General features: G+C 72.9%; 20 protein-coding genes. 9 read left to right on the top strand and 11 right to left on the bottom strand.

From position 1 onward, the window contains the following. Window positions 1-16 precede the first annotated feature (16 nt). Window positions 17-1,609: an acyl-CoA synthetase gene (locus tag AB0C84_RS07130; protein WP_361062107.1), complete on the bottom strand. Its 1,593-nt coding sequence runs from the start codon at window positions 1,607-1,609 to the stop codon at window positions 17-19. 170 nt (window positions 1,610-1,779) lie between these two features. Between AB0C84_RS07130 and AB0C84_RS07125 the strand changes: the two genes are divergently transcribed. Further along, window positions 1,780-2,700, top strand: a complete 921-nt coding sequence (locus AB0C84_RS07125; RefSeq protein ID WP_361062105.1) for a 3-oxoacyl-ACP reductase — start codon at window positions 1,780-1,782, stop codon at window positions 2,698-2,700. A 48-nt stretch (window positions 2,701-2,748) separates the two neighbouring features. Here AB0C84_RS07125 and AB0C84_RS07120 read toward each other — a convergent pair whose 3' ends face one another. Genes AB0C84_RS07120 through AB0C84_RS07110 form a run of 3 tightly spaced genes read right to left on the bottom strand, consistent with a single transcriptional unit; the run spans window position 2,749 to window position 4,972 of the window. Next, window positions 2,749-3,525 carry an SDR family oxidoreductase gene (locus AB0C84_RS07120; protein ID WP_361062102.1) on the bottom strand — a complete coding sequence of 259 codons (777 nt, stop codon included), beginning with the start codon at window positions 3,523-3,525 and terminating at the stop codon, window positions 2,749-2,751. 11 nt (window positions 3,526-3,536) lie between these two features. Next, window positions 3,537-4,286: an SDR family oxidoreductase gene (locus AB0C84_RS07115; protein ID WP_361062099.1), complete on the bottom strand. Its 750-nt coding sequence runs from the start codon at window positions 4,284-4,286 to the stop codon at window positions 3,537-3,539. Between the two features lie 47 nt (window positions 4,287-4,333). Then, window positions 4,334-4,972 (bottom strand): TetR family transcriptional regulator, encoded by a 639-nt coding sequence (locus tag AB0C84_RS07110; protein WP_361062096.1) that lies wholly within the window; start codon window positions 4,970-4,972, stop codon window positions 4,334-4,336. A 179-nt stretch (window positions 4,973-5,151) separates the two neighbouring features. Here AB0C84_RS07110 and AB0C84_RS07105 point away from each other — a divergent pair, with 179 nt between their 5' ends. From AB0C84_RS07105 to AB0C84_RS07095, 3 genes are all read left to right on the top strand, one after another. Continuing rightward, on the top strand, window positions 5,152-6,672 hold the full coding sequence (locus tag AB0C84_RS07105) for an FAD-dependent oxidoreductase (RefSeq protein ID WP_361062093.1): 1,521 nt from the start codon (window positions 5,152-5,154) through the stop codon (window positions 6,670-6,672). Continuing rightward, the gene (locus AB0C84_RS07100) at window positions 6,669-7,871 is read left to right on the top strand and encodes an alpha/beta hydrolase (RefSeq protein WP_361062090.1); all 1,203 of its coding nucleotides are present in this window, start codon (window positions 6,669-6,671) and stop codon (window positions 7,869-7,871) included. The genes AB0C84_RS07105 and AB0C84_RS07100 overlap by 4 nt, the downstream gene beginning before the upstream one ends. 167 nt (window positions 7,872-8,038) lie before the next feature. Continuing rightward, window positions 8,039-8,995, top strand: a complete 957-nt coding sequence (locus AB0C84_RS07095) for a ferritin family protein (protein WP_361062088.1) — start codon at window positions 8,039-8,041, stop codon at window positions 8,993-8,995. 1,130 nt (window positions 8,996-10,125) lie between these two features. On the opposite strand, the gene hsaA is transcribed toward AB0C84_RS07095, so the two are convergent. Beyond that, window positions 10,126-11,292, bottom strand: coding sequence for a 3-hydroxy-9,10-secoandrosta-1,3,5(10)-triene-9,17-dione monooxygenase oxygenase subunit (gene hsaA, locus AB0C84_RS07090; RefSeq protein ID WP_179846624.1), 1,167 nt, complete (start codon window positions 11,290-11,292; stop codon window positions 10,126-10,128). Between the two features lie 143 nt (window positions 11,293-11,435). On the opposite strand from hsaA, the gene AB0C84_RS07085 reads away from it, so the two are divergent. From AB0C84_RS07085 to AB0C84_RS07070, 4 genes are read left to right on the top strand one after another with little or no spacing between them, the layout of a single operon-like run. Next, on the top strand, window positions 11,436-12,593 hold the full coding sequence (locus AB0C84_RS07085) for a 3-ketosteroid-9-alpha-hydroxylase subunit A (protein ID WP_258940390.1): 1,158 nt from the start codon (window positions 11,436-11,438) through the stop codon (window positions 12,591-12,593). Next, window positions 12,590-12,826 carry a ferredoxin gene (locus tag AB0C84_RS07080; protein WP_179846622.1) on the top strand — a complete coding sequence of 79 codons (237 nt, stop codon included), beginning with the start codon at window positions 12,590-12,592 and terminating at the stop codon, window positions 12,824-12,826. The genes AB0C84_RS07085 and AB0C84_RS07080 overlap by 4 nt, the downstream gene beginning before the upstream one ends. Continuing rightward, complete coding sequence (locus tag AB0C84_RS07075; protein ID WP_361062083.1) at window positions 12,823-13,614, top strand: glucose 1-dehydrogenase; 792 nt, start codon at window positions 12,823-12,825, stop codon at window positions 13,612-13,614. Before AB0C84_RS07080 ends, AB0C84_RS07075 begins: the two co-directional genes overlap by 4 nt. Further along, window positions 13,611-14,399, top strand: a complete 789-nt coding sequence (locus tag AB0C84_RS07070; RefSeq protein ID WP_361062080.1) for an SDR family NAD(P)-dependent oxidoreductase — start codon at window positions 13,611-13,613, stop codon at window positions 14,397-14,399. The genes AB0C84_RS07075 and AB0C84_RS07070 overlap by 4 nt, the downstream gene beginning before the upstream one ends. An 80-nt stretch (window positions 14,400-14,479) precedes the next feature. Here AB0C84_RS07070 and AB0C84_RS07065 read toward each other — a convergent pair whose 3' ends face one another. The 6 genes from AB0C84_RS07065 to AB0C84_RS07040 are packed head-to-tail and all read right to left on the bottom strand — an operon-like array spanning window position 14,480 to window position 20,671. Beyond that, window positions 14,480-16,096: an AMP-binding protein gene (locus AB0C84_RS07065; RefSeq protein WP_361062078.1), complete on the bottom strand. Its 1,617-nt coding sequence runs from the start codon at window positions 16,094-16,096 to the stop codon at window positions 14,480-14,482. A 20-nt stretch (window positions 16,097-16,116) separates the two neighbouring features. Continuing rightward, window positions 16,117-16,929 carry an SDR family oxidoreductase gene (locus tag AB0C84_RS07060; protein WP_361062075.1) on the bottom strand — a complete coding sequence of 271 codons (813 nt, stop codon included), beginning with the start codon at window positions 16,927-16,929 and terminating at the stop codon, window positions 16,117-16,119. Beyond that, window positions 16,922-17,386, bottom strand: a complete 465-nt coding sequence (locus AB0C84_RS07055; RefSeq protein WP_361062072.1) for a nuclear transport factor 2 family protein — start codon at window positions 17,384-17,386, stop codon at window positions 16,922-16,924. The genes AB0C84_RS07060 and AB0C84_RS07055 overlap by 8 nt, the downstream gene beginning before the upstream one ends. Beyond that, a complete protein-coding gene (locus AB0C84_RS07050) occupies window positions 17,383-18,270 on the bottom strand; it encodes an LLM class F420-dependent oxidoreductase (RefSeq protein WP_361062070.1) in 888 nt (295 codons plus the stop codon). Before AB0C84_RS07050 ends, AB0C84_RS07055 begins: the two co-directional genes overlap by 4 nt. Beyond that, complete coding sequence (locus AB0C84_RS07045) at window positions 18,267-19,754, bottom strand: FAD-dependent oxidoreductase (protein WP_361062067.1); 1,488 nt, start codon at window positions 19,752-19,754, stop codon at window positions 18,267-18,269. Before AB0C84_RS07045 ends, AB0C84_RS07050 begins: the two co-directional genes overlap by 4 nt. A gap of 5 nt (window positions 19,755-19,759) precedes the next feature. Then, a complete protein-coding gene (locus AB0C84_RS07040) occupies window positions 19,760-20,671 on the bottom strand; it encodes a VOC family protein (RefSeq protein ID WP_179846614.1) in 912 nt (303 codons plus the stop codon). Between the two features lie 152 nt (window positions 20,672-20,823). Between AB0C84_RS07040 and AB0C84_RS07035 the strand changes: the two genes are divergently transcribed. Then, window positions 20,824-21,660, top strand: coding sequence for an SDR family oxidoreductase (locus AB0C84_RS07035; RefSeq protein WP_179846613.1), 837 nt, complete (start codon window positions 20,824-20,826; stop codon window positions 21,658-21,660). The last annotated feature ends 3 nt before the right edge of the window (window positions 21,661-21,663 follow it).

The following is a 21,663-nucleotide window of genomic DNA, read 5'->3' as shown; positions in this document are numbered from 1 at the left end:
CGCGCAAGGCGGGAGGTCAGGCCGTGGGCCCGGTGAGGACGCGTTTGGCCCAGCGGTAGTCGGCCTTGCCGCTCGGGGAGCGGACGATCGGGGTGAAGGTGACGAGGGCGGGGATCTTGTAGCCCGCCAGGTGGGCGCGGCAGTGGGCGCGCAGGTCCTCGGCCGCGGCGGTCGTGCCGGGGCGCAGTTCGACGACGGCGGCGACGCGTTCGCCGAAGCGGTCGTCGGGGACGCCGGCGACCAGGGCGTCCATCACCGCCGGGTGCGACTTGAGGGCCTGCTCGACCTCTTCGGGGAAGACCTTCTCGCCGCCGGTGTTGATGCAACCGGAGCCGCGCCCGAGGACGACGATGGTGCCGTCGGCCTCGACGCGAGCCATGTCGCCGAGGATCGACCAGCGCGTCCCGCCGATGACGGGGAACGTCCGGGCGGTCTTCACGGGGTCGTTGTGGTAGCCGAGCGGGACGTGGCCGGAGCGGGCGACGTGCCCGATCTCGCCGGAACCGGGCGGGACCGGCTTCATGTCCATGTCGACGACGGTGACGCGCGGGCCGGCGGCGAGCCGCATCAGGCCGTCCTCGCCCACGCTGATGTTGCCGTCCACGCCGGACTCGGAGGCGCCGAAGCCGTTGTTGACGTGCAGGCCGGGGATCAGCTCGGCGAACTCCTCCTGGACGCTGCGCGACAGGATCGCGCCGCCGGATCCGAGCACCTTGAACGAGGACAGGTCGCGGCCGGCGCCGTGCGCGCGGATCGCGTCGGCGAGGGGGCGGGCGATCGCGTCCCCGACCACCGTGACGATCACGGGCTGCTCGCGCTCGATCAGGTCGAGCGCCTCGACCGGGTCGAAGCGGCGCATCAGGACCGTGGTGGAGCCGGTGAAGAGCGACATCAGCAGCGTGTAGGTCGCGGCGCCGTGCATCAGCGGCATCGTGAGCATGTAGCTGAGCGCGAACCCGTCCCGCGCGGCGGCGGCGAGGGACTCCGCGGTGAGGTGCGGGTCGCCGTACGGGTTCCCGCCCTTCACGGCGGCCATGTAGAAGTCCTCGTGGCGCCAGACGACGCCCTTGGGCAGCCCGGTGGTCCCGCCCGTGTAGAGGATGTAGCGGTCGTCGGCGCTGCGGCCTTCCCGGAGGGACGGATCGGGCTCGGTCCCCTCGGCGTCGTAGGCGGCGACGTCGACCTGGGGCGGCCATGCCGGGGCTTCGCCGCCCGTCCCGACGACCGCCACGTGGCGGAGCGCGGGGCAGTCGCCGGCCACGCGGGCGGCGGCGGGGGCGAACTCCGCGTCCACGACCAGGCCCGCGAGTTCGGCGTCGGTGTAGATGTGGCGCAGTTCGCGGTCGGTGTACCGGTAGTTGACGTTGACCGGGACGGCCCGGGCCTTCAGGCAGCCGAGCAGCGTCTCGACGTACTCGGCGCTGTTCAGCATGTGGACGCCGACGTGCTCCCCGGGCGCGATGCCCGCGGCGCGGAGCCGGTGCGCCGCGGCGTCCGCCCGCCGGTCCAGTTCGGCGAAGGTCGCCCTGCGGTCGCCGCAGACGAGGGCGAGGCGGCCGGGCACGGCCGCGGCCACCGCCTCGAAGAGGGTCGCCAGGTTCAGCGTCATGCCGCGAGACTAGAATTCATTCTCATTCGCGGGCAACGGGTGTCCCACTCAGCGGTCCGCGCCGGTCGAACGGCCGGTGCCGACCCGCTCAGCGGGACGCCACCGGCCGCGGAACTAGAATACGTACTAGCCTCCCGGCGGACGTTCCCCCACACCGACCGGAGGCTCCGATGAACGCTGACCTGTCCCTGGCGGGCCGCACCGCCGTCGTCACCGGCGCGGGCGCGGGGCTGGGCCGCTGCGAGGCCCTCGCCCTGGCCGCGCGGGGCGCCAACGTCGTCGTCAACGACATGGGCCCGGCCGCCGAGGAGGTCGTCGCTGAGATCAAGCGGGCGGGCGGGCGGGCCGTCGCCGTGACCGGGGACGTCGGCGACTGGTCGATGGGCGACACGCTGGTGTCGGCCGCCGTCGACACGTTCGGCTCCCTGGACGTCCTGGTCAACAACGCGGGCGTGCTGCGCGACAAGATGCTGTTCAACCTGTCGGAGTCGGACTGGGACGACGTCGTACACGTCCACCTGAAGGGCCACGCGTCGGTGTCGCGGGCCGCCGCCGTGCACTGGCGGGCCGCCAGCAAGGCCGCGGGCGGCCCGGTCTACGGACGGGTGGTCAACACCGCGTCCGAGGCGTTCCTGTTCGGGTCGGCGGGCCAGCCGAACTACTCTGCGGCCAAGGCCGGCATCGTCGCGCTGACGCTGTCGACGGCGGCGGGCCTCGGCCGGTACGGGGTGCGCGCCAACGCGATCTGCCCCCGCGCCCGGACGGCGATGACCGAGGCGACGTTCGCCGAGGGCACCTCCCCGGGCGGGCTGGACTCCATGGCGCCCGAGCGGGTCGGGACGTTCGTCGGCTACCTCGCGTCCCCGGCGGCGGAGAAGATCAGCGGGCAGGTGTTCGTCGTCTACGGCGACATGGTCGCGCTGATGGCCGCGCCGACCGTGGAGCACAAGTTCACCGCGGCGGACGGCGTCTTCTCCGTAGAGGAGCTCGGCGAGCAGGTCACCCCGTACTTCGAGGGCCGCGAGCCGCACCGGACCTACGCCGCCTACAGCGTCGCCGCGCTCGACGACACCGGCACCAGCAGGCACTGAGGCGCAGAAGACGGCCGCTCCCGCCGAGGCGGGGGCGGCCGTCCGCGTTCAGAACGTGTCCGGCCCGCGCAGGGTCGCCTCGGCGCCGCCGTCCACGTAGATGACCTGGCCGGTCATGTGGGTGTTGACCGGGGAGATCAGCCAGCGCAAAGCCTCCGCGATCACCTCGGGCCCGGCGTAGCCGTTCAGCGGCATCGGGACGGCCTCGTTCATCACCTTGAGCATCGCCTCGTCCTCGAACAGCGGCGCGGTCATCGGGGTCTTGACGACGCCCGGCGCGACCGCGTTGAGCGGGATGCCCTCGCCCGCCCACTCCGGGGTGACGCACGCGCGGCGCATCCACCGGGCCAGCGCCGCCTTCGACGACGGGTAGGTCCTGCTGCCCGCGCCCGCCGCGACGGCCTTCGCCGCCGCCTCCAGCGCGGCGGGCTCGTCCCCGGCCAGGCAGGCCCGCACGATCGCGTCGTCGGCGGGGTGAGTGCCGGCGATCGACCCGACGACCGCGGCGCGCGGGGCCCGTGCCCGGGCCAGCGCGGGACGCAGGCCCTCCATCAGCGCGACGACGCCGAAGTAGTTGACCTTGACGGGCAGCTCGGTGAAGTCGCTGACCCCGGCGCAGGCGACGGCGGCGTCCAGGGTGCCGCCGCACAGGTCCAGGACCTGCGCGACCGCCCGCGACCGTCCCTCGGCGCCGCCGAGGTCGGCGCACACGTCGGCGTCGCGCAGGTCGACCCCGATGACCGTGTCGCCCTGCTCCCGCAGCAGCCCGGCGAGCGTCTTCCCGATGCCGGACGCCGTCCCGCTGACGGCGATGGTGCGTGCCATGGTGGTCCCTCTCAGGTGTGGGCGCCGCCGTCCACGCGGAGGTCGGCGCCGGTGAAGTAGGCGGCGTCGGACGAGGCGGCGAACGCGATCGCGGCGGCGATGTGCTCGGGCTCGGCCGCGCCGTAGTAGGAGCGGATCTTGGAGAAGTAGGTGAGGTCCAGGCCATCCGGGAACATGTCCGGCGCCCTGGTCAGCGGGGTGTCGACGGCGCCCGGGGAGATCGGCACGACGCGGATGCGGCGGGCGGCCAGCTCGGCGGCCAGGCTGAGGGAGAACGCCAGCACGGCGCCCTTGGACGCCGAGTACGCCGTCATGAACGGGTTGCCCTGCGTCGCCGACAGCGAGGCGGTGTTGACGATCACGCCGGTGCGGTCGGGGAGGTGCTTGAGGGCCTCGCGGCAGAACAGGGCCGTGCCGACGAGGTTGACGGAGAACATCCGGTGCAGGTCGTCCACCGTGAGGGTCTCGATCGGGGTGGTCTTGTGGACGCCCGCGACGTTGACGAGGACGTCGACGCCGCCGAGCGTCCCCGCCGCGTCCGCCACGGTCGCGATCACGGCGGCCTCGTCGGTCACGTCCGCCACGCGGGTGGCGACGGTGCCGGGACCGCCCGCGGCGGCGGCCGTCTCGGCGAGGCCCCGCTCCGAGACGTCCACGGCGTACACCGCGGCGCCCTCGGCGGCCAGGCGGATCGCGGTCGCCCGTCCGATCCCCGACGCCGCCCCGGTGAGCAGCACTTTCACGCCGTCAAAGCGATTCATGGCGGCACGCTAGCCGCGGCGGCGGGACGCCGCCGGAACGGTCCCGATCACCGGGAGGCGGCGGCCCCGCCGCCGGCCGGGGCGTTCGAGCGGGGCGCGAGCAGCAGCTCGCAGGCCAGGCGGATGTCGCTCTCGACGTCGGCCATGGACGCCCGGCCGTTGAGGCTCGACTGGAGCACGCCGTACCAGCACTGCATCAGCAGCCGGACGAGGGTGACGTCCTGCGCGGTCGGCACCTCGATCCCCACCGCCCGCAGCAGGATCTCCCGGAACGTGCTGTCGATGTGGACGGTGTCGGCGACGGTCGCGACGTGGGCGGTGTTGGACGCGTGCAGCATCGACGTCGACAGGACCGGCTGCGCCATCAGGTGCCGGCTGGCCTGCACCAGCAGGTCGGCGACCGCGTCCTCCGGGCTGGTGCCGGGCGCGGGCTCGGTGACCTGGTCGCGGAGCCGGTCGACCTGCTTGGCCATGACCGCGGTGAACAGGTGGACCTTGGACGGGAAGTACCGGTACAGGGTGCCGATCGCGACCCCGGCGGCCTTCGCGACCTCGTGCATCTGGACGCGTTCGAGGGACTTCTCGGCGCCGATGCGCGACGCGGCGCGCAGGATGCGCTCGCGCCGGTCGTGCTGCTCCGGCGAGCTCGGCTCGGCGGACAGCCTGCCCGCTGCGATCCTCGCCACGGTCCTCCCCCCGTCCTTGCGCGTCCTGATCCTTCCCGTCCTGCCAGGGAAGAATATCCGTGCTCGGGGCCGCGCCCGCGAACGTCCGTACCGGTCAGTGGGACGGGCGGCCCCTGCGCGCCCGGACCGCGCTCTACGGTGTGCCCGCGCCGGGAACCCGAGGTCGGAGGGCATGTCACATGGGACGAGCCGGGTGGGACGACGAGTACGACGTGGTGGTCGCCGGCTCCGGGGCCGGGGCGATGGCGGGCGCGCTCGCCGCCGCGTCGGGCGGGCTCCGCACCGCCGTCCTGGAGAAGACGGGCCTGCTCGGCGGGACGTCCGCGTACTCGGGTGCGGCGATCTGGCTGCCGGGGACGCGGGTGCAGGAGCGCGCCGGGCTCGGCGACTCGACCGAGGGCGCGCGGACGTACCTGCGGGCGCTGCTCGGCGACGACGAGGAGGAACGCCGCGAGGCCTTCCTGGAAACGGCCCCTGAACTGGTGGACTTCCTGGAGGAGGACCCGGCCGTCGAGTTCCGTTTCCAGGCGTTCCCCGACTACTTCGACGCGCCCGGACGCCTGGACATGGGGCGGTCGTTCGTCCCGGTGGAGCTGCCGGCCGAGCGGCTCGGGGAGCTGGCGGCGCTCGTCCGCCCCCCGGTCGACCGGGACAGGGCGGGGCGCGGGCACGCGGCGTCCAGGCCGCTGGCGCAGGGCCGGGCGCTGATCGGGCGGCTGCTGCTGGCGATCACCGCGACCGGCGCCGGGGAGATCCGCACGCGGACCGCGCTGACCGACCTGGTCGTCGAGGACGGCCGGGTGACCGGGGTCGCGGCGGCGACCGCGGACGGTCCGGTGCGGCTGCGGGCCCGGCGCGGCGTCCTGCTGGCGGCGGGCGGCTTCGAGTCGTCCACCGCGCTGCGGGCCGAGCGCGGCGTGCCGGGCGGCGCCGGCTGGACGATGGCCCCGGACGGCGCGAACACCGGCGACGCGATCGAGGCCGCCGTCCGGATCGGCGCGGCCACCGGCCTGCTCGACCAGGCGTGGTTCTGCCCCGGCCTCCTCGGCCCGGACGGCCGGCCCGCGTTCACCCTCGGCTTCCGCGGCGGGCTGGTCGTGGACGCCTCGGGCCGCCGGTTCGCCAACGAATCCCTCCCCTACGACCGGATGGGCCGGCGGATGGCCGCCACGGAGGGACCGTTCCATCTGGTCTGGGACTCGCGGTCGGACGGCCTGCCCGCGATCTCCGTCCCGCCGCTGCGGACCGAGGACCAGCTCGCGTCGGGCGCCTGGGTCCAGGCGGACACCCTGCCCGAGCTGGCCGAGACGACCGGGCTCCCGGCGGACGCGCTCACCGCGACCGTCGAGCGGTTCAACGGCTTCGCCGCCAAGGGCGCCGACGAGGACTTCCACCGCGGCGAGGACGCCTACGACCGGTACTTCTCCGGCGGCGGGCCGTGCGTCGTGCCGGTCGACCGGCCGCCCTACCTCGCGGCGCGGGTCGTCCTGAGCGACCTCGGGACGAAGGGCGGGCTGCGCACCGACGCCGACGCCCGCGTCCTGGACGGCTCGGGCCGTCCCGTCCCCGGGCTCTACGCCGCCGGCAACAGCAGCGCCTCGTTCACGGGCCCCGTCTACCCGGGGCCCGGCGTGCCGATCGGGTCGGCCATGGCCTTCGCCTACCGCGCCGTCCAGGACATCAGGAGGAACCACACGTGAGATCAACGGGAAGGGTCGCCGTCGCGGCCGCCGCGTGCGCCGCGGCGGCCGCCCTCGCCGCCCCCGCGCAGGCCGCCCCCGCGCAGGCCGCCCCCGCGCAGGCCGCCCCCGCGCAGGCCGCCCCGGCGCAGCGCGGGACGCTGCTCGAAAGCCGGCCGCTGACGAACCTGGCGGCGCTGCCGAGCGCGGCGAGGAACCGGTTCGTCACCTACGCCTCCGAGGGCGTGGGCGGGAAGCGGATCACGGTCACCGGCACCGTCGCCGTCCCGAAGGGCACCCCGCCGCCCGGCGGCTGGCCGGTGCTGAGCTGGGCGCACGGCACCACCGGGACCGCCGACGCCTGCGCTCCGTCCGCCGACGCCCCGGGCGGCCCGGTGCGCGACTACCTGGCGCTCACCGAGGCGTACCTGGACAGGTGGGTCGCGAACGGCTTCGCGGTCGTCCAGACCGACTACGAGGGACTCGGCACGCCCGGCGGGCACCCGTACATGAACGGGGCCAGCGAGGCCAACACCGTCACCGACATCGTCCGGGCCGCCCGCAAGGCGGACCGCCGCATCGGGCGCGACTGGTTCGTCGCCGGCCACAGCCAGGGCGGCCAGGCGACGCTCTACACGGCGGCGGCGAAGCAGAAGCCCCGCGACATCCGCCTGAGGGGCGCCGTGGCGATCGCGCCCGGCTCGAACATGAGCCAGACCGCGCAGTACGTGAAGGCGCAGTACCCGGGCGCCGAGGTGGCGCTGCCGTTCCTGTTCGTGCTGCTCAACGGCGCGCACGCGGCCGACCCGACCTTCGTCCCCGAGGACCTGCTGACCGACGACGCCGCCGCCGTCGCCAGGGCGGGCCGGACGAACGCGTGCCTTCTCCAGCTCAAGCAGTTCAGCAAGGACCTGCCGCTGGACAAGGTGTTCCGCCCGGACGCCGACCTGACGCGCTTCGAGGCCTACTACGACTCGCAGGAGGCGCTCGGCCTGACCCTGAAGGTCCCGACGCTGGTCGCCCAGGGCACCACCGACCGCGAGGTCTCCCCCGCGGCGACGCAGAACATCGTCAACGACCTGTGCAAGCGCTACGGAACCGTCTCGTACCGGACGTTCGAGGGCGCCGACCACAGGGGCAGCATCGACGCGTCGTTCGCGACGGCGCTGAAGTTCGCCCAGGCCGTCCGCGGAGGCGAGACCCCGTCCACGAACTGCTGACCCGGCCCGTGTGGTCCCGTCCGCAGGTGGACGGGACCACACCCGTGGTATCGATTTGACCCTTTCCGTGCCCCTTTCGGGTGGTGCCGAGGATCCATCGGGCGCTACATGTAGTAACTGATCAACTACGCAAAGCGACTGATCATCCGAAAGGGAAGAAGATGACCATGTCAGGGCTCACCCGGACCTGCGCCGTCCTCGCCGGAGCGGCGATGGTGGTCGGGACCGCGCTCCCCGCGCAGGCCGCGACGCCGGCGGTAGTGCACCACAAGACCTACGAGAACACCCTCACCGCGATGCACGGCGAGGCCATGGCGCACGCGAGCTACCACTTCTACGGCGAGCAGGCCGGCTACGAGCACCTGCCCAAGGTGCGCGCCCTGTTCATGAAGACGGCGAACACCGAGCTCCACGACCACTTCACCAAGGAGGCGCGCCTCATCCACTTCGTCCGCGACGACGCCGCCAACCTGCGCGAGAGCATCAAGGGCGAGATCGAAGAGGGCACGCAGATGTACCCGCGGTTCGCCAAGGAGGCGCGGGAGGACAAGGACTACAACGCCGCCCGCCTCTTCACCGAGATCGCGGCGGACGAGTTGAAGCACGCCCGCTACTTCGCGAAGGCGCTGTACGCCATCGAGCACCACCGCGGGGAGATCCCCGAGGGGCCCACCCCCGACCCCGTCAAGGTCGTCGCGGGCAAGCCCAAGGTGCACTCGGCGAGGACGCTCCGCAACCTGGAGACCGCGATGCACGGCGAGGCGTTCGCGAACGCCAAGTACACGCTCTACGGCGAGCACGCCAAGGCCCGCAGCCCGAAGCTGGCCCGGCTGTTCGAGCGCACCGCCGCGGTCGAGCTGACCGAGCACTTCGCCGGGGAGGCCGACCTCGCCGGATTCGTCCACCGCACCCGGGAGAACCTGCGCAAGAGCATCGCCGGTGAGACCTACGAGGCCACGCAGATGTACCCGAGCTTCGCCCGCACCGCCCGCGCCGAGCACGCCTACAAGGCCGCGCGCCTCTTCACCGAGATCGCCGGCGACGAGGCCGCGCACGCCCGCGCGTTCAAGCGCGCCCTCAAGCACCTTCACCACCACCATCACATGGCGCGCGCGGACTCCTGACCCCACGCCACCCGGCGCTCCTTTCGGGAGCCGCCGAGAACGGCCCGGCTCTCACCGAGAGCCGGGCCGGGCGTTTATGAGGCATCAACCGCATTCAGCCTCGGCCGGGACATGGGCCTTTCATCGGCCTCCCCCGCCCGCCCCTAAAAAAGGCAAGCCAGAGTGACCAAAAGGCCCCCTTCATAGGAGCGATCACCTTTTTCCGCGGACACGATGAATCGCCGACCGAGGACGAGTACTCGCTCAGCAGAAAATGACGCCATCGACCATCAAGGAATCGCCGGTACACGTTTCCGAGTCAGCGACTTCTCCCGGGCACGCCAGACATGGTCAACACCCGTGAAGGCAAGCGGGAACGGCCGGGGTTCGTGCGCCTCAGGCGTCACCACTTCACCCGGCACTCACATTCGAACCACGTCGCAAGCCCCCCAGAGCAGCTCATACGACGCCCCCTGAACACGGCGAACTCCCCATTCGCCGCCGAGCCGTTCTGACGCCAGGATACCCGCTCCCAGAGATCATCGAGCCAGGCGCACATCCCGACGATGATCTTGTGACGCAGGGCATGGCTCCGGGCGCCCCACCCCTCGCGATCCCCGTGCACACGGGCTTCGGCGCCGGATGGCGACACCCCCACTCCACCGGACATTCCCGCCGAACGACATATGAGTGACCGCATGGTCACCCATTGCGATCAATGGTGACGCCGACGCGATTTGTGGTCTGAACCACATCGACTTGTCACCCGCTCAAGATCGCATACAGTCCCTTTAGTCGACAGAAGCAATTGCTGCCGAACGTTGGGACGCAAAGCCCTTCTCAACGGCCACCAAACAACACGCCGGCGGTCTCGGACCCCGGCGGCGCACAACCAAGGAGAACAGCATGAACTGCCCGAAGTGTGGTCACCAGATGACGAAGCCGGGCGACCAGGGGGGCTCCATGTGGTTCTGCGGCAACTGCGGAAACCTGGAGCAGAGCTGAACCAGCAGGTCAGCCCACCGACTAGCGGGCTGGCACACCCATAAACAGCGGCCGCTCCCCGACCAGATCGGGGGCGGCCGCCTCTTTCTGTTTCTCGTCCTTCGCGGGCGCATCACCCCTCGAACCGGATGCGCCGGGTCCGGTGGTCAGACGAGGTTGTCCTCCACCTTGAGGCCGAACTCGCCCCGGCCGTACATGGAGAGGGCGTGCTCGACGTCGTTGGCGACGTGGACGCTGCCGGCGTGGGCGTCACGCCAGGCGCGTTCGATGACGTTGCCGCGGTGCAGCGAGTTGCCGCCGGCGGTCTTGAAGAGGATGTCGATGGCCTCGATGGCGCGCTCGGTGCCGCGGACCTGGTCGCGGCGGGCGCGCAGGCGCAGCTCCATCGGGATCTTCTCGTTGCGGACGGCGTACTCGTGGATCTCGCGGACGTTGCGGTCGGTCTGCAGGACCGCGGCGTCGATCTCCGAGGCGGCGCGGGCGACGGCGACCTGGGCGAACTGGTCCTCGACGAAGCGGCCGCCGCCGAGGCTGAGGCGGATCCGGTCGCGCATCCGGGTCACGTACAGGTCGTGGCAGCCGGCCGCCATGCCGATGACGCTGGCGGCGACCGTGCTGGTGAAGATCGTGCCGAAGGGCATCCGGTAGAGCGGGCCCGTGTTGACCTTGCGGCCGGGATTGCGGAGCTGGGCCTGCTCGAAGTTGCGCATCGCGCGGTGGGACGGGACGAACGCCTTCTCCACCACGATGTCGTCGCTGGCGGTGCCGCGCAGCCCCATCGAGTCCCAGACCTCGGCGATCTCGTAGTCGCGCCGGGGGACGAGCACCGTCATGAAGTCGACCGGGCGGCCCTCGGCGCCGACGACGAGCGCGCCGAGCAGGGCCCAGGAGGCGAACTCGCAGCCGGACGAGAACGACCAGCGCCCGGTCACCTCGTAGCCGCCGTCGACGGGGGTGAGGCGGCCGATCGGCGCGTAGGAGGAGGCGATGAGGGTGTCCGGGCCGGCGCCCCACACCTCGCGCTGCGCCTCGTCGGCGAACAGGCCGAGGTGCCAGGAGTGGACGCCGAGGACCGCGGCGACCCAGCCGGTCGAGCCGCAGGCGCCGGAGACCGCGCGGATCACCTCGTAGAAGGCGACCGGGTCGCCCTCGGCGCCGCCGTACCGGGTGGGCTGGAGCATCCGGAACACACCTGCGGCGGTCAGCTCCCGGATCGTCTCGGCGGGGATGCGTCCCTTCTCGTCCACGGACCGGGCCCGCTCGGCGATGCCGGGCAGCAGTCCGCGCACCGCGTCCAGGACCTCGTTGCTCATCCCCGCTCCTTCCCTAGTACGGCCATTGCAGGAGACCATGGTCCCCTGCCGGCGCGGGGACGGGCGTCCCGCCCACCGGGACTCGGCGGTCGGGACGGTGACCTGCGACCTAACGTTCGAATCACCCGTCCATCGCTGAAGGGATGATCCACGTGACCGCAACCGAGTCGGACGCCGTCCGCGCCATCGAGGCGGAGGCGATCACCCGCCGTTTCGCCCGGGGATGGCACTGCCTCGGGCTGGCCGAGAAGTTCCGGGACGGCAAGCCCCACACGGTGACCGCGTTCGGGCAGAAGCTCGTGGTGTTCACCGGTGAGGACGGCACGCCGAACGTCCTGGACGCCTACTGCCGGCACATGGGCGGCGACCTGTCCCAGGGCACCGTCAAGGGCAACGCGATCGCGTGCCCGTTCCACGACTGGCGCTGGGGCGGCGACGGCCGCTGCAAGCAGATCCCCTACGCGCGCCGCGTCCCGCTGCGGGCCCGCACGGCCGCGTGGCCGACGATGGAGCAGGACGGGCTGCTGTTCGTCTGGAACGACCCGGAGGGAAAGAAGCCGCCGGAGGACGTGACGATCCCGGTGATCGAGGGCGCCACCCGCGACGACTGGACCGACTGGCGCTGGACGGAGACGGTCGTCCACACCAACGCGCGCGAGGTCATCGACAACGTCGTGGACATGGCGCACTTCTTCTACATCCACAAGTCGTTCCCGACGTACTTCAAGAACATCTTCGAGGGCCAGGTGGCCACGCAGATCATGAAGGGCCGGACGCGGGAGGACGCGCGCCGCGAGGGCGGCGGCGGCGGGCCGAAGATGCTCGGCAACACCTCCGTGGCGTCCTACCACGGCCCCTCCTTCATGATCGACGAGCTGACGTACCACTACGAGGGGTACGACCTGCACTCCGTCCTGATCAACTGCCACTACCCGATCGACGAGAACTCGTTCTCGCTGCACTCGGGCATCATCGTGCAGCACAGCGACGCGCTCCCGGCCGACGCCGCCGAGGCGACCGCGCAGAAGCTGTCGGACTTCATCCTGACGGGCTTCGAGCAGGACATCGAGATCTGGCGGAACAAGACCCGCATCGACAACCCGCTGCTCTGCGAGGAGGACGGGCCCGTCTACCAGCTGCGCCGCTGGTATGAGCAGTTCTACGTGGACGCCGCCGACGTCACGCCGGAGATGACCGACCGGTTCGAGTACGAGATCGACACGACCCGTCCGGTGGAGTCCTGGCAGAAGGAGGTCGACGCGAACATGGCCCGCCGGGAGGCCGAGGGGGCGTCGGCGTGACGACCCGCCAGGACGAGCGCCTCCTCGACGGGCCGCTGCTGCCGGTCCGCTGCCGCCGCTGCGCCGCCGAGGTGATGGTGCGCAAGTCGAGCTGGGAGCAGACGAGCATCCAGTGGAACGCCGAGGCCCGGGAGGCGTGCACGGGTCTGGACGACCCGCACGCGACCTGCCCGGCGCTGCGCTCGGCGATCCAGGAGGCCGCGCTCAACGGCGCGATCACGGTGGTCGAGTGACGGGCGGACGGCTGGCCGGGCGGGTCGCGGTCGTGACCGGCGCGGGCGACGGGATCGGGCGCGGCATCGCCCGCCGCTTCGCCGCCGAGGGGGCCCGCGTGCTGGTGGCCGAGCTCGACCCGGAGTCCGGGGAGCGGGTCGCCGCGGAGATCGGGGCTAACGCCCGGTTCGTCCGGACGGACGTCACCGACAGGGCGCAGGTCCACGCGATGGTGGACGCGGCGGTCGGCACGTGGGGCTCCGTGGACGTCCTGGTCAACAACGCCTGGGGCGCCGGGACGGTGAGCCGGGTGGAGACCAAGACCGACGAGCAGCTCGCGCGCGGGTTCGCGATGGGCTACTACGGCCCGCTGTGGGCGATGCAGGCCGCGTTCCCGCACATGAAGGCCCGCGGGTGGGGGCGCGTCGTCAACATGTGCTCGCTGAACGGCGTCAACGCCCACATGGGGACCCTGGAGTACAACTCGGCCAAGGAGGCCCTCCGGGCGCTGACCCGCACGGCCGCCCGCGAGTGGGCGCCGGCCGGCGTCGTCGTCAACGCGCTCTGCCCGGGCGCCAAGAGCGCGGCGTTCCGCCGGATGGCGGCCGCGCACCCGGAGATCGAGGCGGCCGCCGACCGCGCCAACCCGATGGGCCGCCTCGGCGACCCGGAGACCGACATCGCCCCCGTGGCGGTGTTCCTGGCGTCCGAGGACGCCCGCTACCTGACCGGAAACACCCTGTTCGCGGACGGCGGCTCGCACATCAACGGCGTCGCCTGGACCCCGGACCTGGACGGAGAACAATGATCGACCGATACGGCCCGTGGGCCGTCATCGCGGGCGGCTCGGAGGGCGTCGGCTCGGCCTTCGCGCACCGCCTCGCCGACGCGGGCCTGAACCTCGTGCTGATCGCGCGCAAGCCGGGGCCGCTGGCGGAGACGGCCGAGGCCGTCCGCGCGAAGGGCGTCGAGGTGCGCACCCTCGAACTGGACCTGGTCGCCCCGGACCCGCTCAAGGCGATCCGCGAGGTGACCGACGGCCTGGAGGTCGGGCTGCTGGTCTTCAACGCGGGCGCGAACAGCTACGGCCACGAGTTCGTCACCGGCGACCTGGACCGCTTCCAGGGCGTCATCGACCTCAACGTCACCGCCCAGCTCGCGCTGACGCACCACTTCGGCGCGCTGATGAAGGAGCGGGGGCGCGGCGGCATCCTGCTGGTCGGCTCCCTCGCCGGCTACATGGGGCAGCCGCAGATCAGCATCTACTCGGCGGTGAAGGCGTTCGGCCGCGTCTTCGCCGAGGGGCTGTGGCTGGAGATGCGCGAGCACGGCGTGGACGTCCTGGAACTGGTCCTCGGCGTGACCCGCACCCCGGCGATGGAGCGCGCCGGCCTCAACATGGACATGCCGGGCCTGAACGTCGCCGAGCCCGACGACGTCGCGCGCGAGGGCCTCGAACACCTGGCGGACGGCCCGGTCTGGGTCGCGGGCGGCAACTACGACATGGCCCGCAAACGGGCCGGTTTCCCCCGCGAGAAGCTCGTCGCCGGGGCTCACGCCGCGATGAAGCGCATGCTTCCGAAGCCGGCCTGACACGCTCCGCAGCCGGCGTCCGGCAGGCGTGGAGCATGTCCGTTCACCATGCCCGCGCCCCGGTCGCCGGTCTCTCCCTCTCAGGCTGAGCCGCGGGGGACGTAGGAGCCGTCGCGGTGCTCGTAGACGGGGCCGGTGGCGTCGCGGCCCTCGGTGCGGAGGACGCGCTTGACGACCTTGTTGGTCGGGGTGCGGGGCAGGGCCTCCACCACACGGACGTAGCGCGGGGTCCACTTGGTGCCGAGGTCCGGCTGGGCGGCCAGGAAGGCGGTGAAGGCGGACGGGTCGAAGGCGCGGCCCGGGGCCAGGGTGACGGCCGCCATCACCTGGTCGCCCACGCGGTCGTCCGGGACGGCGTAGACGGCGACGTCGGTGAAGGGCTCGAAGCGGGACAGGAGGCGCTCGACCGGGGCGGCGGCGAAGTTCTCGCCGTCCACGCGCAGCCAGTCGTCGTCGCGGCCGGCGAAGTACCAGTAGCCGTCGGCGTCGCGGTAGGCGAGGTCGCCCGACCAGGTCCAGCCGTTGCGGACGCGACGCGCCGTCGCCTCGGGGTTGTTGTAGTAGCCCTCGAACTTGGCGGCGCCCATCGTGTCGACGATCTCGCCGATGGCCTCGTCGGCGTTGAGGAGCAGCCCGTTCGCGTCGAACTCGGCGCGCGGGCACTCGCGCAGGGTCTCGGGGTCCATCACGACGGTGCCCGCCTCGGCGACGCCCAGCGAGCCGGGCGGCGTGCCCGGGACGCGGTTGAGGCGGATCTCGCCCTCGCTCGACCCGTAGGAGTCGATGACGGTGCAGCCGAAGCGGCGGGCGAACGCGTCGATGTCGCGCTGCGCCGCCTCGTTGCCGAACGCGATGCGGAGCGTGTTGTCGGCGTCGTCCGGCTTCTCCGGGACGGCCAGGATGTAGCTGAGGGGCTTGCCGACGTAGTTGAAGAACGTGACGCCGTGGCGGCGCACGTCCGGCAGGAACCCCGAGGCCGAGAACCGGCGGCGCAGCACGATGCGGCCGCCGCTGGCGACGGCGGGCGCGATCCCGGCCATCAGCGCGTTGGAGTGGAACATCGGCATGACCACGTAGAACACGTCGTCGCCGGTGAGGCGGCGCCGGTCGCGCTGCTGGACGGCAATCCGGCCCAGCCTGCGCTGCGTGCAGATCACCGCCTTGGGCGCGGACGTCGTCCCCGACGTGAACACCAGCGAGAAGACCGTGTCGGGGTCCACCGGGGCGGGGGCGGCGAGGCGGGCGGAGGCCAGCCGCTCCGCGTACGCGGCGGTGTCGACCGCCAGGGACGGGACCCGCGTGAGACCGTCGAGCAGCGGCGCGCGGGACGCCTCGGTGACCAGCAGCGCGCAGTCGGTGTGGGTGATGTCGCGGGCCAGTTCCGCGCCCCGCCGCGTCGGGTTCAGCTCCACGACGGGGACGCCGGCGAGGGCCGCGCCCAGCAGCCAGAACAGGTGCTCGGGGCCGTTCTCCAGGAACAGGCCGACGTGGCCGGGCAGGTCCCGGACGAGGGAGGCCCGCCGCAGGGACTCCGCGACGACCTCCCGCCAGGTCCAGGAGCGGTCCTCGAAGCACAGGCCCGTCCGGTCGTCGCCGCCGCGCGCCGCGACCAGTTCCGCGAACGCGGTCTCGCGGGCGGGACGGTCGTCGCCCAGCACGGCGGTCCTGCCGGGCACGGTCCTCTTCTCGTCCTGCATGCGACCCTGGCCTCTCTCGTCTAGGCGCGGTGCGGGCGGTTCGTCCAGCCCTGGTCGTCGGCGCGGACGAACCAGCCGGACGCGGCGAGCGTGCCGCCATCGACGGGGATCGTGTGGCCGGTGACGAACCGGGCGTCGTCGGAGGCGAGGAACGCGACGACGGCGGCGTAGTCGCCGGGGTCGCCGAAGCGGGCGAGCGGGACCCAGGTGTGCTCCAGGCCCGCGTCGTAGCCGCGCCGCATCCACGCCGCGGGGGTCTGCTCGGTGTCGGCGAGGTCGGGGGCGATCGCGTTGACGCGGACGCCGTGCCGGCCGACCGCGACGGCGAGGCTGCGCGTGAACGCCGAGACGCCCGCGTTGAACGCCGAGTACACCGGGTGCTGCGGGATGCCGCGGAACGCCTCGACCGTCGAGTTGTTGACGATGCTGCCCGCGCGCCGGTCGATCATGGAGGGCAGCAGCGCGTGGGTCAGCTTGAAGACGTGCAGGAGGTTCAGCTCGTAGAGGCGCTGCCACTGGCCGGGCGTGCTGTCCTGGAACGACGCGGCGGCGGGGCGGAAGTCGCCGACGTTGTTGACCAGGACGTCGGCGCCGCCGTGGGCGAGGGCGGTAGCCGCGACGTCCGCGACGGTCGCGTCCTCGACGATGTCTCCGGCGACCGTGACGCAGCTGCCCCCGGCGGCCTCGATGGCGGCGCGGGCGCGTTCGGCGGCGTCCGCGTCGATGTCGTTGAGGATCACCAGGTCGCCGCCCGCGGCGAGGCGCCGGGAGATCGCGCCGCCGATGCCGAGGGCCCCGCCGGTCACGACGCTGACCCGTGAGGTCTCAGCCACGGCGCCGCCTCCGGACGGGCCGGGTCTCGATGGAGTCGATCCGCTGCTCGCGCCGCGCGAACCGCCAGGTCCCGCCGTCCAGCCGGTAGGCGTCGGTGTAGCGGCAGTGCCACACCAGGTCCCGGGCGGCGCCGTCCTCGCGGTCGCTCAGATGGTGGGCGACGCAGGCGATCTCGCCGGTGGCGGTGCCGGGCTCGGGTCCCGCGTCGAACACCTCCCCGGCGAGGGCGTGGAAGGTGACCGGGACGCCGTGCAGGGCCCCCAGGGTCGCGGCGATCTCGGCGCGCCCGGTGAAGGTCCGCACGGAGTCGAGCTCGCCGGGGGCGCCGGGCAGGACGAGGACCGCGTCCCGCGCGAACAGGCCCGCCATGGCGTCGATCTCGCGGCGGTCGGCGTGCAGCGCGTACCGGGCGACGAGGTCGCCGAGCGCGAGCCGGTCGGCGGCTTCGAGCGTCATGATCCCGAAAGGCCCAGGCGCTCCGCGCAGGCGGACAGCTCGTCCACGGCCTCGCCGAGGTCCGCCGTCACGGTCCCGCGCAGGACGAGCCGGTCCGCGCCGAGGGCGGCCAGCTTCTCCGCCTTCTCCGGCGTGACCGCCGACAGCGAGTGGCCGAGGGTGAGTTCGAGGGCGTCCGGGTCGCGGCCGCTCTTGCCGGCCTCCTCCCGCATCAGCGCCACCAGCCCGCGCAGCTCGTCCCCCGCCACGCCGAGCGGCTGGAGGCCGTCGCCGTAGCGGCCCGCGCGGCGCGCGGCGGCCTTGGAGTGGCCGCCGATGTGGATCGGGATCCCGCCCTCCTGGACGGGTTTGGGGTAGCTCATCGCACCCTCGAACCGGAAGAACTCCCCGTCGTGGGAGGCTCCCCCGGGCGCGGTGTCGTCCCACAGCATGCGCAGCACCCGGAGCTGCTCGTCGCCGCGGCGGCCGCGCGTCTCGAAGTCGGCGCCGCACGCCTCGATCTCCTCGCGCATCCAGCCCATGCCGACGACGAGCCGCAGCCGCCCGCCCGACAGCGCGTCGACCGTGGCGAGCCGCTTGGCCAGCACCACCGGGTGGTGGTTCGGCAGGACGAGCACGCCGGTGGCGAGCCCGATCCGCCCGGTCCGGCCGGCGAGGAACGCCAGCAGGTCCAGCGGGTCGGGGATGTCCAGGTCGTCGGCCAGCTCCATCCGCCCCGAACCGTCGTAGGGGTAGACGCTGGAGTAGCCGCTCGCCACCACCGCGTGCTCGACCGCGCCGACCGACTCGAAGCCGCAGGCCTCCGCGTGCCGGGCGTACTCGCCGATCCACGCGGGATCGGCGGTGACGCCCGCCGCCACGGGAAGCAGGACGGCGTACTTCATTCGGTGGCCTCCCGGTTCTCGGACGCGGCGGCGGCGCGCCCGGCACGGCGGCCGAAGAACGTGCCGTCGCCGAGGGACGTCCCGCTGATGTAGCCCTCGCCGTGGATGCCGGACGCGGTGCGCCCGGCGGCGTACAGGCCGGGGATCGGCTCACCGGAGTGGTTGCGGACCTCGCCGTCCACGGTGGTGTCGAGGCCGCCGAGGGTGAACCCGCCCGCGCCGGTCCCGGCGCCGTGCCCGCCGGCGCCGAAGAACCCGTCGGCCGGGTCGATCGCCGCGAACGGCCCCTTCAGGGGGCGCAGCCACCTGGAGTCCTTGTGGAAGTAGGGGTCCTCGCCCCGCTCCGCGAACCGGTTGTAGGTCTCGACGGTCGCCTCCAGCGAACCGGGCGGCAGGCCGAGCGGCTCCTCCAGCTCCGCGACCGTCTCCGCCGCGTGCTTGGGGCGGACGCCCCACATGTCGGCCTCGGCGATCTCGTCGTGCCCGGCCTCGTCGATGATCGCCCAGTAGGGGCCGGGCTGGTGCTGGACGGCCCGGTGGCTGAACAGGCCCGGGTAGACGTCCTCGTTGATGAACCGGCGGCCGAGGCCGTCGACGAGCATGCCGCGGCAGATGACGGCGGGGTTGGCGGTGAGCGCGATCTCCACCGACGCCATGCGGCGGGTCGCGGCGCCGAGCGCGGTCGCCATCCGGATGCCGGACCCGTCGCTGGTTCCGTCGCTGACCTTGTCGTGCCCGAGCAGCACCGGGGCGTGGTCGGCGAGCATCTCCTCGTTGTCGACGAACCCGCCGGAGGTCAGGACGACGCCCCTGCGCGCCCGGTACACCACCCGGTCGCCGAACCTGCGCGCGACGACGCCGGTGACACGGCCGGCGGCGTCCACGACGAGGTTCGTGGCGTAGGTGTCCTGGTGGGCGACGGCGCCCGCCCCGGCGGCGGCCGCGATCAGCTTCTCCATCAGGATGCCGCCGGCGAACATCGGCGTCTCCGGGCGGTGCCCGCGCGGCGCGGGCCGGGCGATCTCGTTGTACGGCCAGGCGTTCTCGCCGAGCCACATCAGGCCGTCCTCGGTGTACGGCATCCAGCCCGGCGCGTCGAACAGGCTCTCCCTGAACGGGACGCCGAGCGAGCGGAACCACTCGAAGTGCTCCACGCTCCCGTCGCAGTACAGCCGCAGCTTCTCCGCGTCGGCGTGCGGGCCCAGCGCCGCCGTGAGGAAGGCGAACATGTCGTCGGGAGTGTCGTCGAAGCCGCACGCCTTCTGCACCCGCGTGCCGCCGCCGAGGTACAGCTCCCCGCCCGACTGGGCGGACGTCCCGCCGGGGCCGCTCGACCGTTCCAGGACGAGCACGTCCGCGCCACCCGCCGCGGCCTCGTACGCCGCGGCGGCGCCGGCGGCGCCGAAGCCGACCACCAGCACGTCGCACTCGTGGTCGGGCTCCGCCTCCGCGGCGCCGACCGGTTCCACCGAGGGCCTCGCCATCGGCGTCAGCCCTTCTTCGGCGGGACGAAGGCGGCCAGCGGCTCGGACCCGGACCAGTCATGGCCCCAGTAGCTGTCCCTGGTGATCTCCTCGGCGGTGTAGTACGCCTCGTCCACGAGCATGCCCTCGCAGCCGTACTCGACGTCCCAGCCGCCGGGGGCGCGCACGTAGAACGACACCATCTTGTCGTTGGTGTGGCGGCCCAGCGTGGAGGAGATCGAGAAGCCCTTCTTCGTGATGGTGTCGAGCGCGATGCCGACCGCGTCGAGCGTGTCGACCTCCACCATGAGGTGGACGAGGCCCGGGTCGCCGTCGAAGGGCGCCGGGCAGATCGCGATGCTGTGGTGGCGCTGGTTGACGCCCATGAACCTGACCTTCGCGGCGCCGCCGCCGACCTTCATCGCACCGCGCGGCAGGAACCCGAGGACCTCGGCGTAGAACGCGACGGTCTCGTTGAAGTTCGGGGTGGGCAGCACCACGTGGCCCATGCCCATGGGGCCGGTCACGAACTTCTGCGCGAAGCCGGTGCGCAGGGGGCCGTGGTCGAGGAGCGGGCCCCAGAACACCTCGACGGGGGTACCGCCCGGGTCGGTGAACGCGATGGCCTCCTCCGCGTCGCGCTCGGCCGCCTCCTTGGACGTCAGCTTCGTCACGGCCGTCCCGGACTTCTCCACGGCCTCGCGGACGGCGGCCAGCGCGTACTGGTCGCGGACCTCCCAGCCGACGGCCAGCACCCGGTCGGTGTCGCCGGGCAGCACCTGGAGGCGCGAGCGTCGCTCGTCCATGCGCAGGTAGAGGCCGTCCGGGTCCGGTCCGCTCCCCTCGGCGAAGCCGAGCCCGTCCAGGGCGAACTCGCGCCAGCGGTCGATGTGCCGGGTCTGGACCTTCAGATATCCCAGCCCTCGGATCTGCGTCACTGTCCTCGGTCCCTTCTGGATAGCGGCCCGCGCGGCGGCCGACGAGCCTCAACCTGCCAAATCCCGGGGCGGGCCGCCGGGCCCTTCCCGCTGAGTGAGAGTCTTCCTGCGGCGGGCGGACGGCGGCGGCTCTCATCTCCGGAGGAGGTCTGATGACGACGAACAGGCCGGTCGCGATGGTGACCGGGGCGAGCCGGGGCATCGGCAGGCGGACGGCGCTCGCGCTGGCCGCCGCCGGGTACGACGTCGCGTTCACCGCGCGCACGGTCGAGGAGGGCCGGGGCCGGATACCGCCGCGCCACGGGCGGGCGGAACCGATCCCCGTCCCGGGCAGCCTGGAACGCACCGGAGCGGAGATCGAGGCGCTCGGCGCGCGGGCCCTGCCGGTGCGGATGGACCTGCTCGACCGGGCGAGCGTCACGGCCGCCGCCGGGACGGTCCTGGACGCGTGGGGGCGCGTGGACGTCCTCGTCAACAACGCGGTCGCGCACATCGCGGGCACCCACGAGCGGTTCCTCGACCTCGACCCGGAGGTGGCGGCGCGGACCGTCACCGGCAACTACCTGAACCAGATCGTCCTGCTCCAGGCCGTCCTGCCCGCGATGCTGGAGCGGGGCGGCGGGACGATCGTCAACCTGTGCTCGGGGTCGGCGACCACCGACCCGCCCGGACCGCCCGGCGAGGGCGGCTGGGGCGTGGCGTACTCGGCGTCCAAGGCCGCGTTCGGGCGCCTCGCCGGCGCGGTCAACGCCGAGTACCGCGCCGCCGGCGTCCGCGCGTTCAACCTCGACCCCGGGTTCGTCGTCACCGAGGCGGGAGCGGCGCGCGGCGGCCTCGACAGCCTGAAGGACGAGGGGTTCGAGCCGACGCCGGAGGAGGCGCCTGCGGCGGCCGTGGTCTGGCTGGTCACCGACCCGGCCGCGGAGGAGTACCTGGGCCGGGTCGTCTGGACGCCCAGGCTCGTCGCCGACCTCGGCCTGCTCGCCTAGGAC

This window comes from Actinomadura sp. NPDC048955, assembly GCF_040649435.1.
Taxonomy (GTDB): domain Bacteria; phylum Actinomycetota; class Actinomycetes; order Streptosporangiales; family Streptosporangiaceae; genus Spirillospora; species Spirillospora luteofluorescens.
Note: the sequence above shows the minus strand (reverse complement) of the source record. Positions and strands in the feature narration are given on the sequence as shown.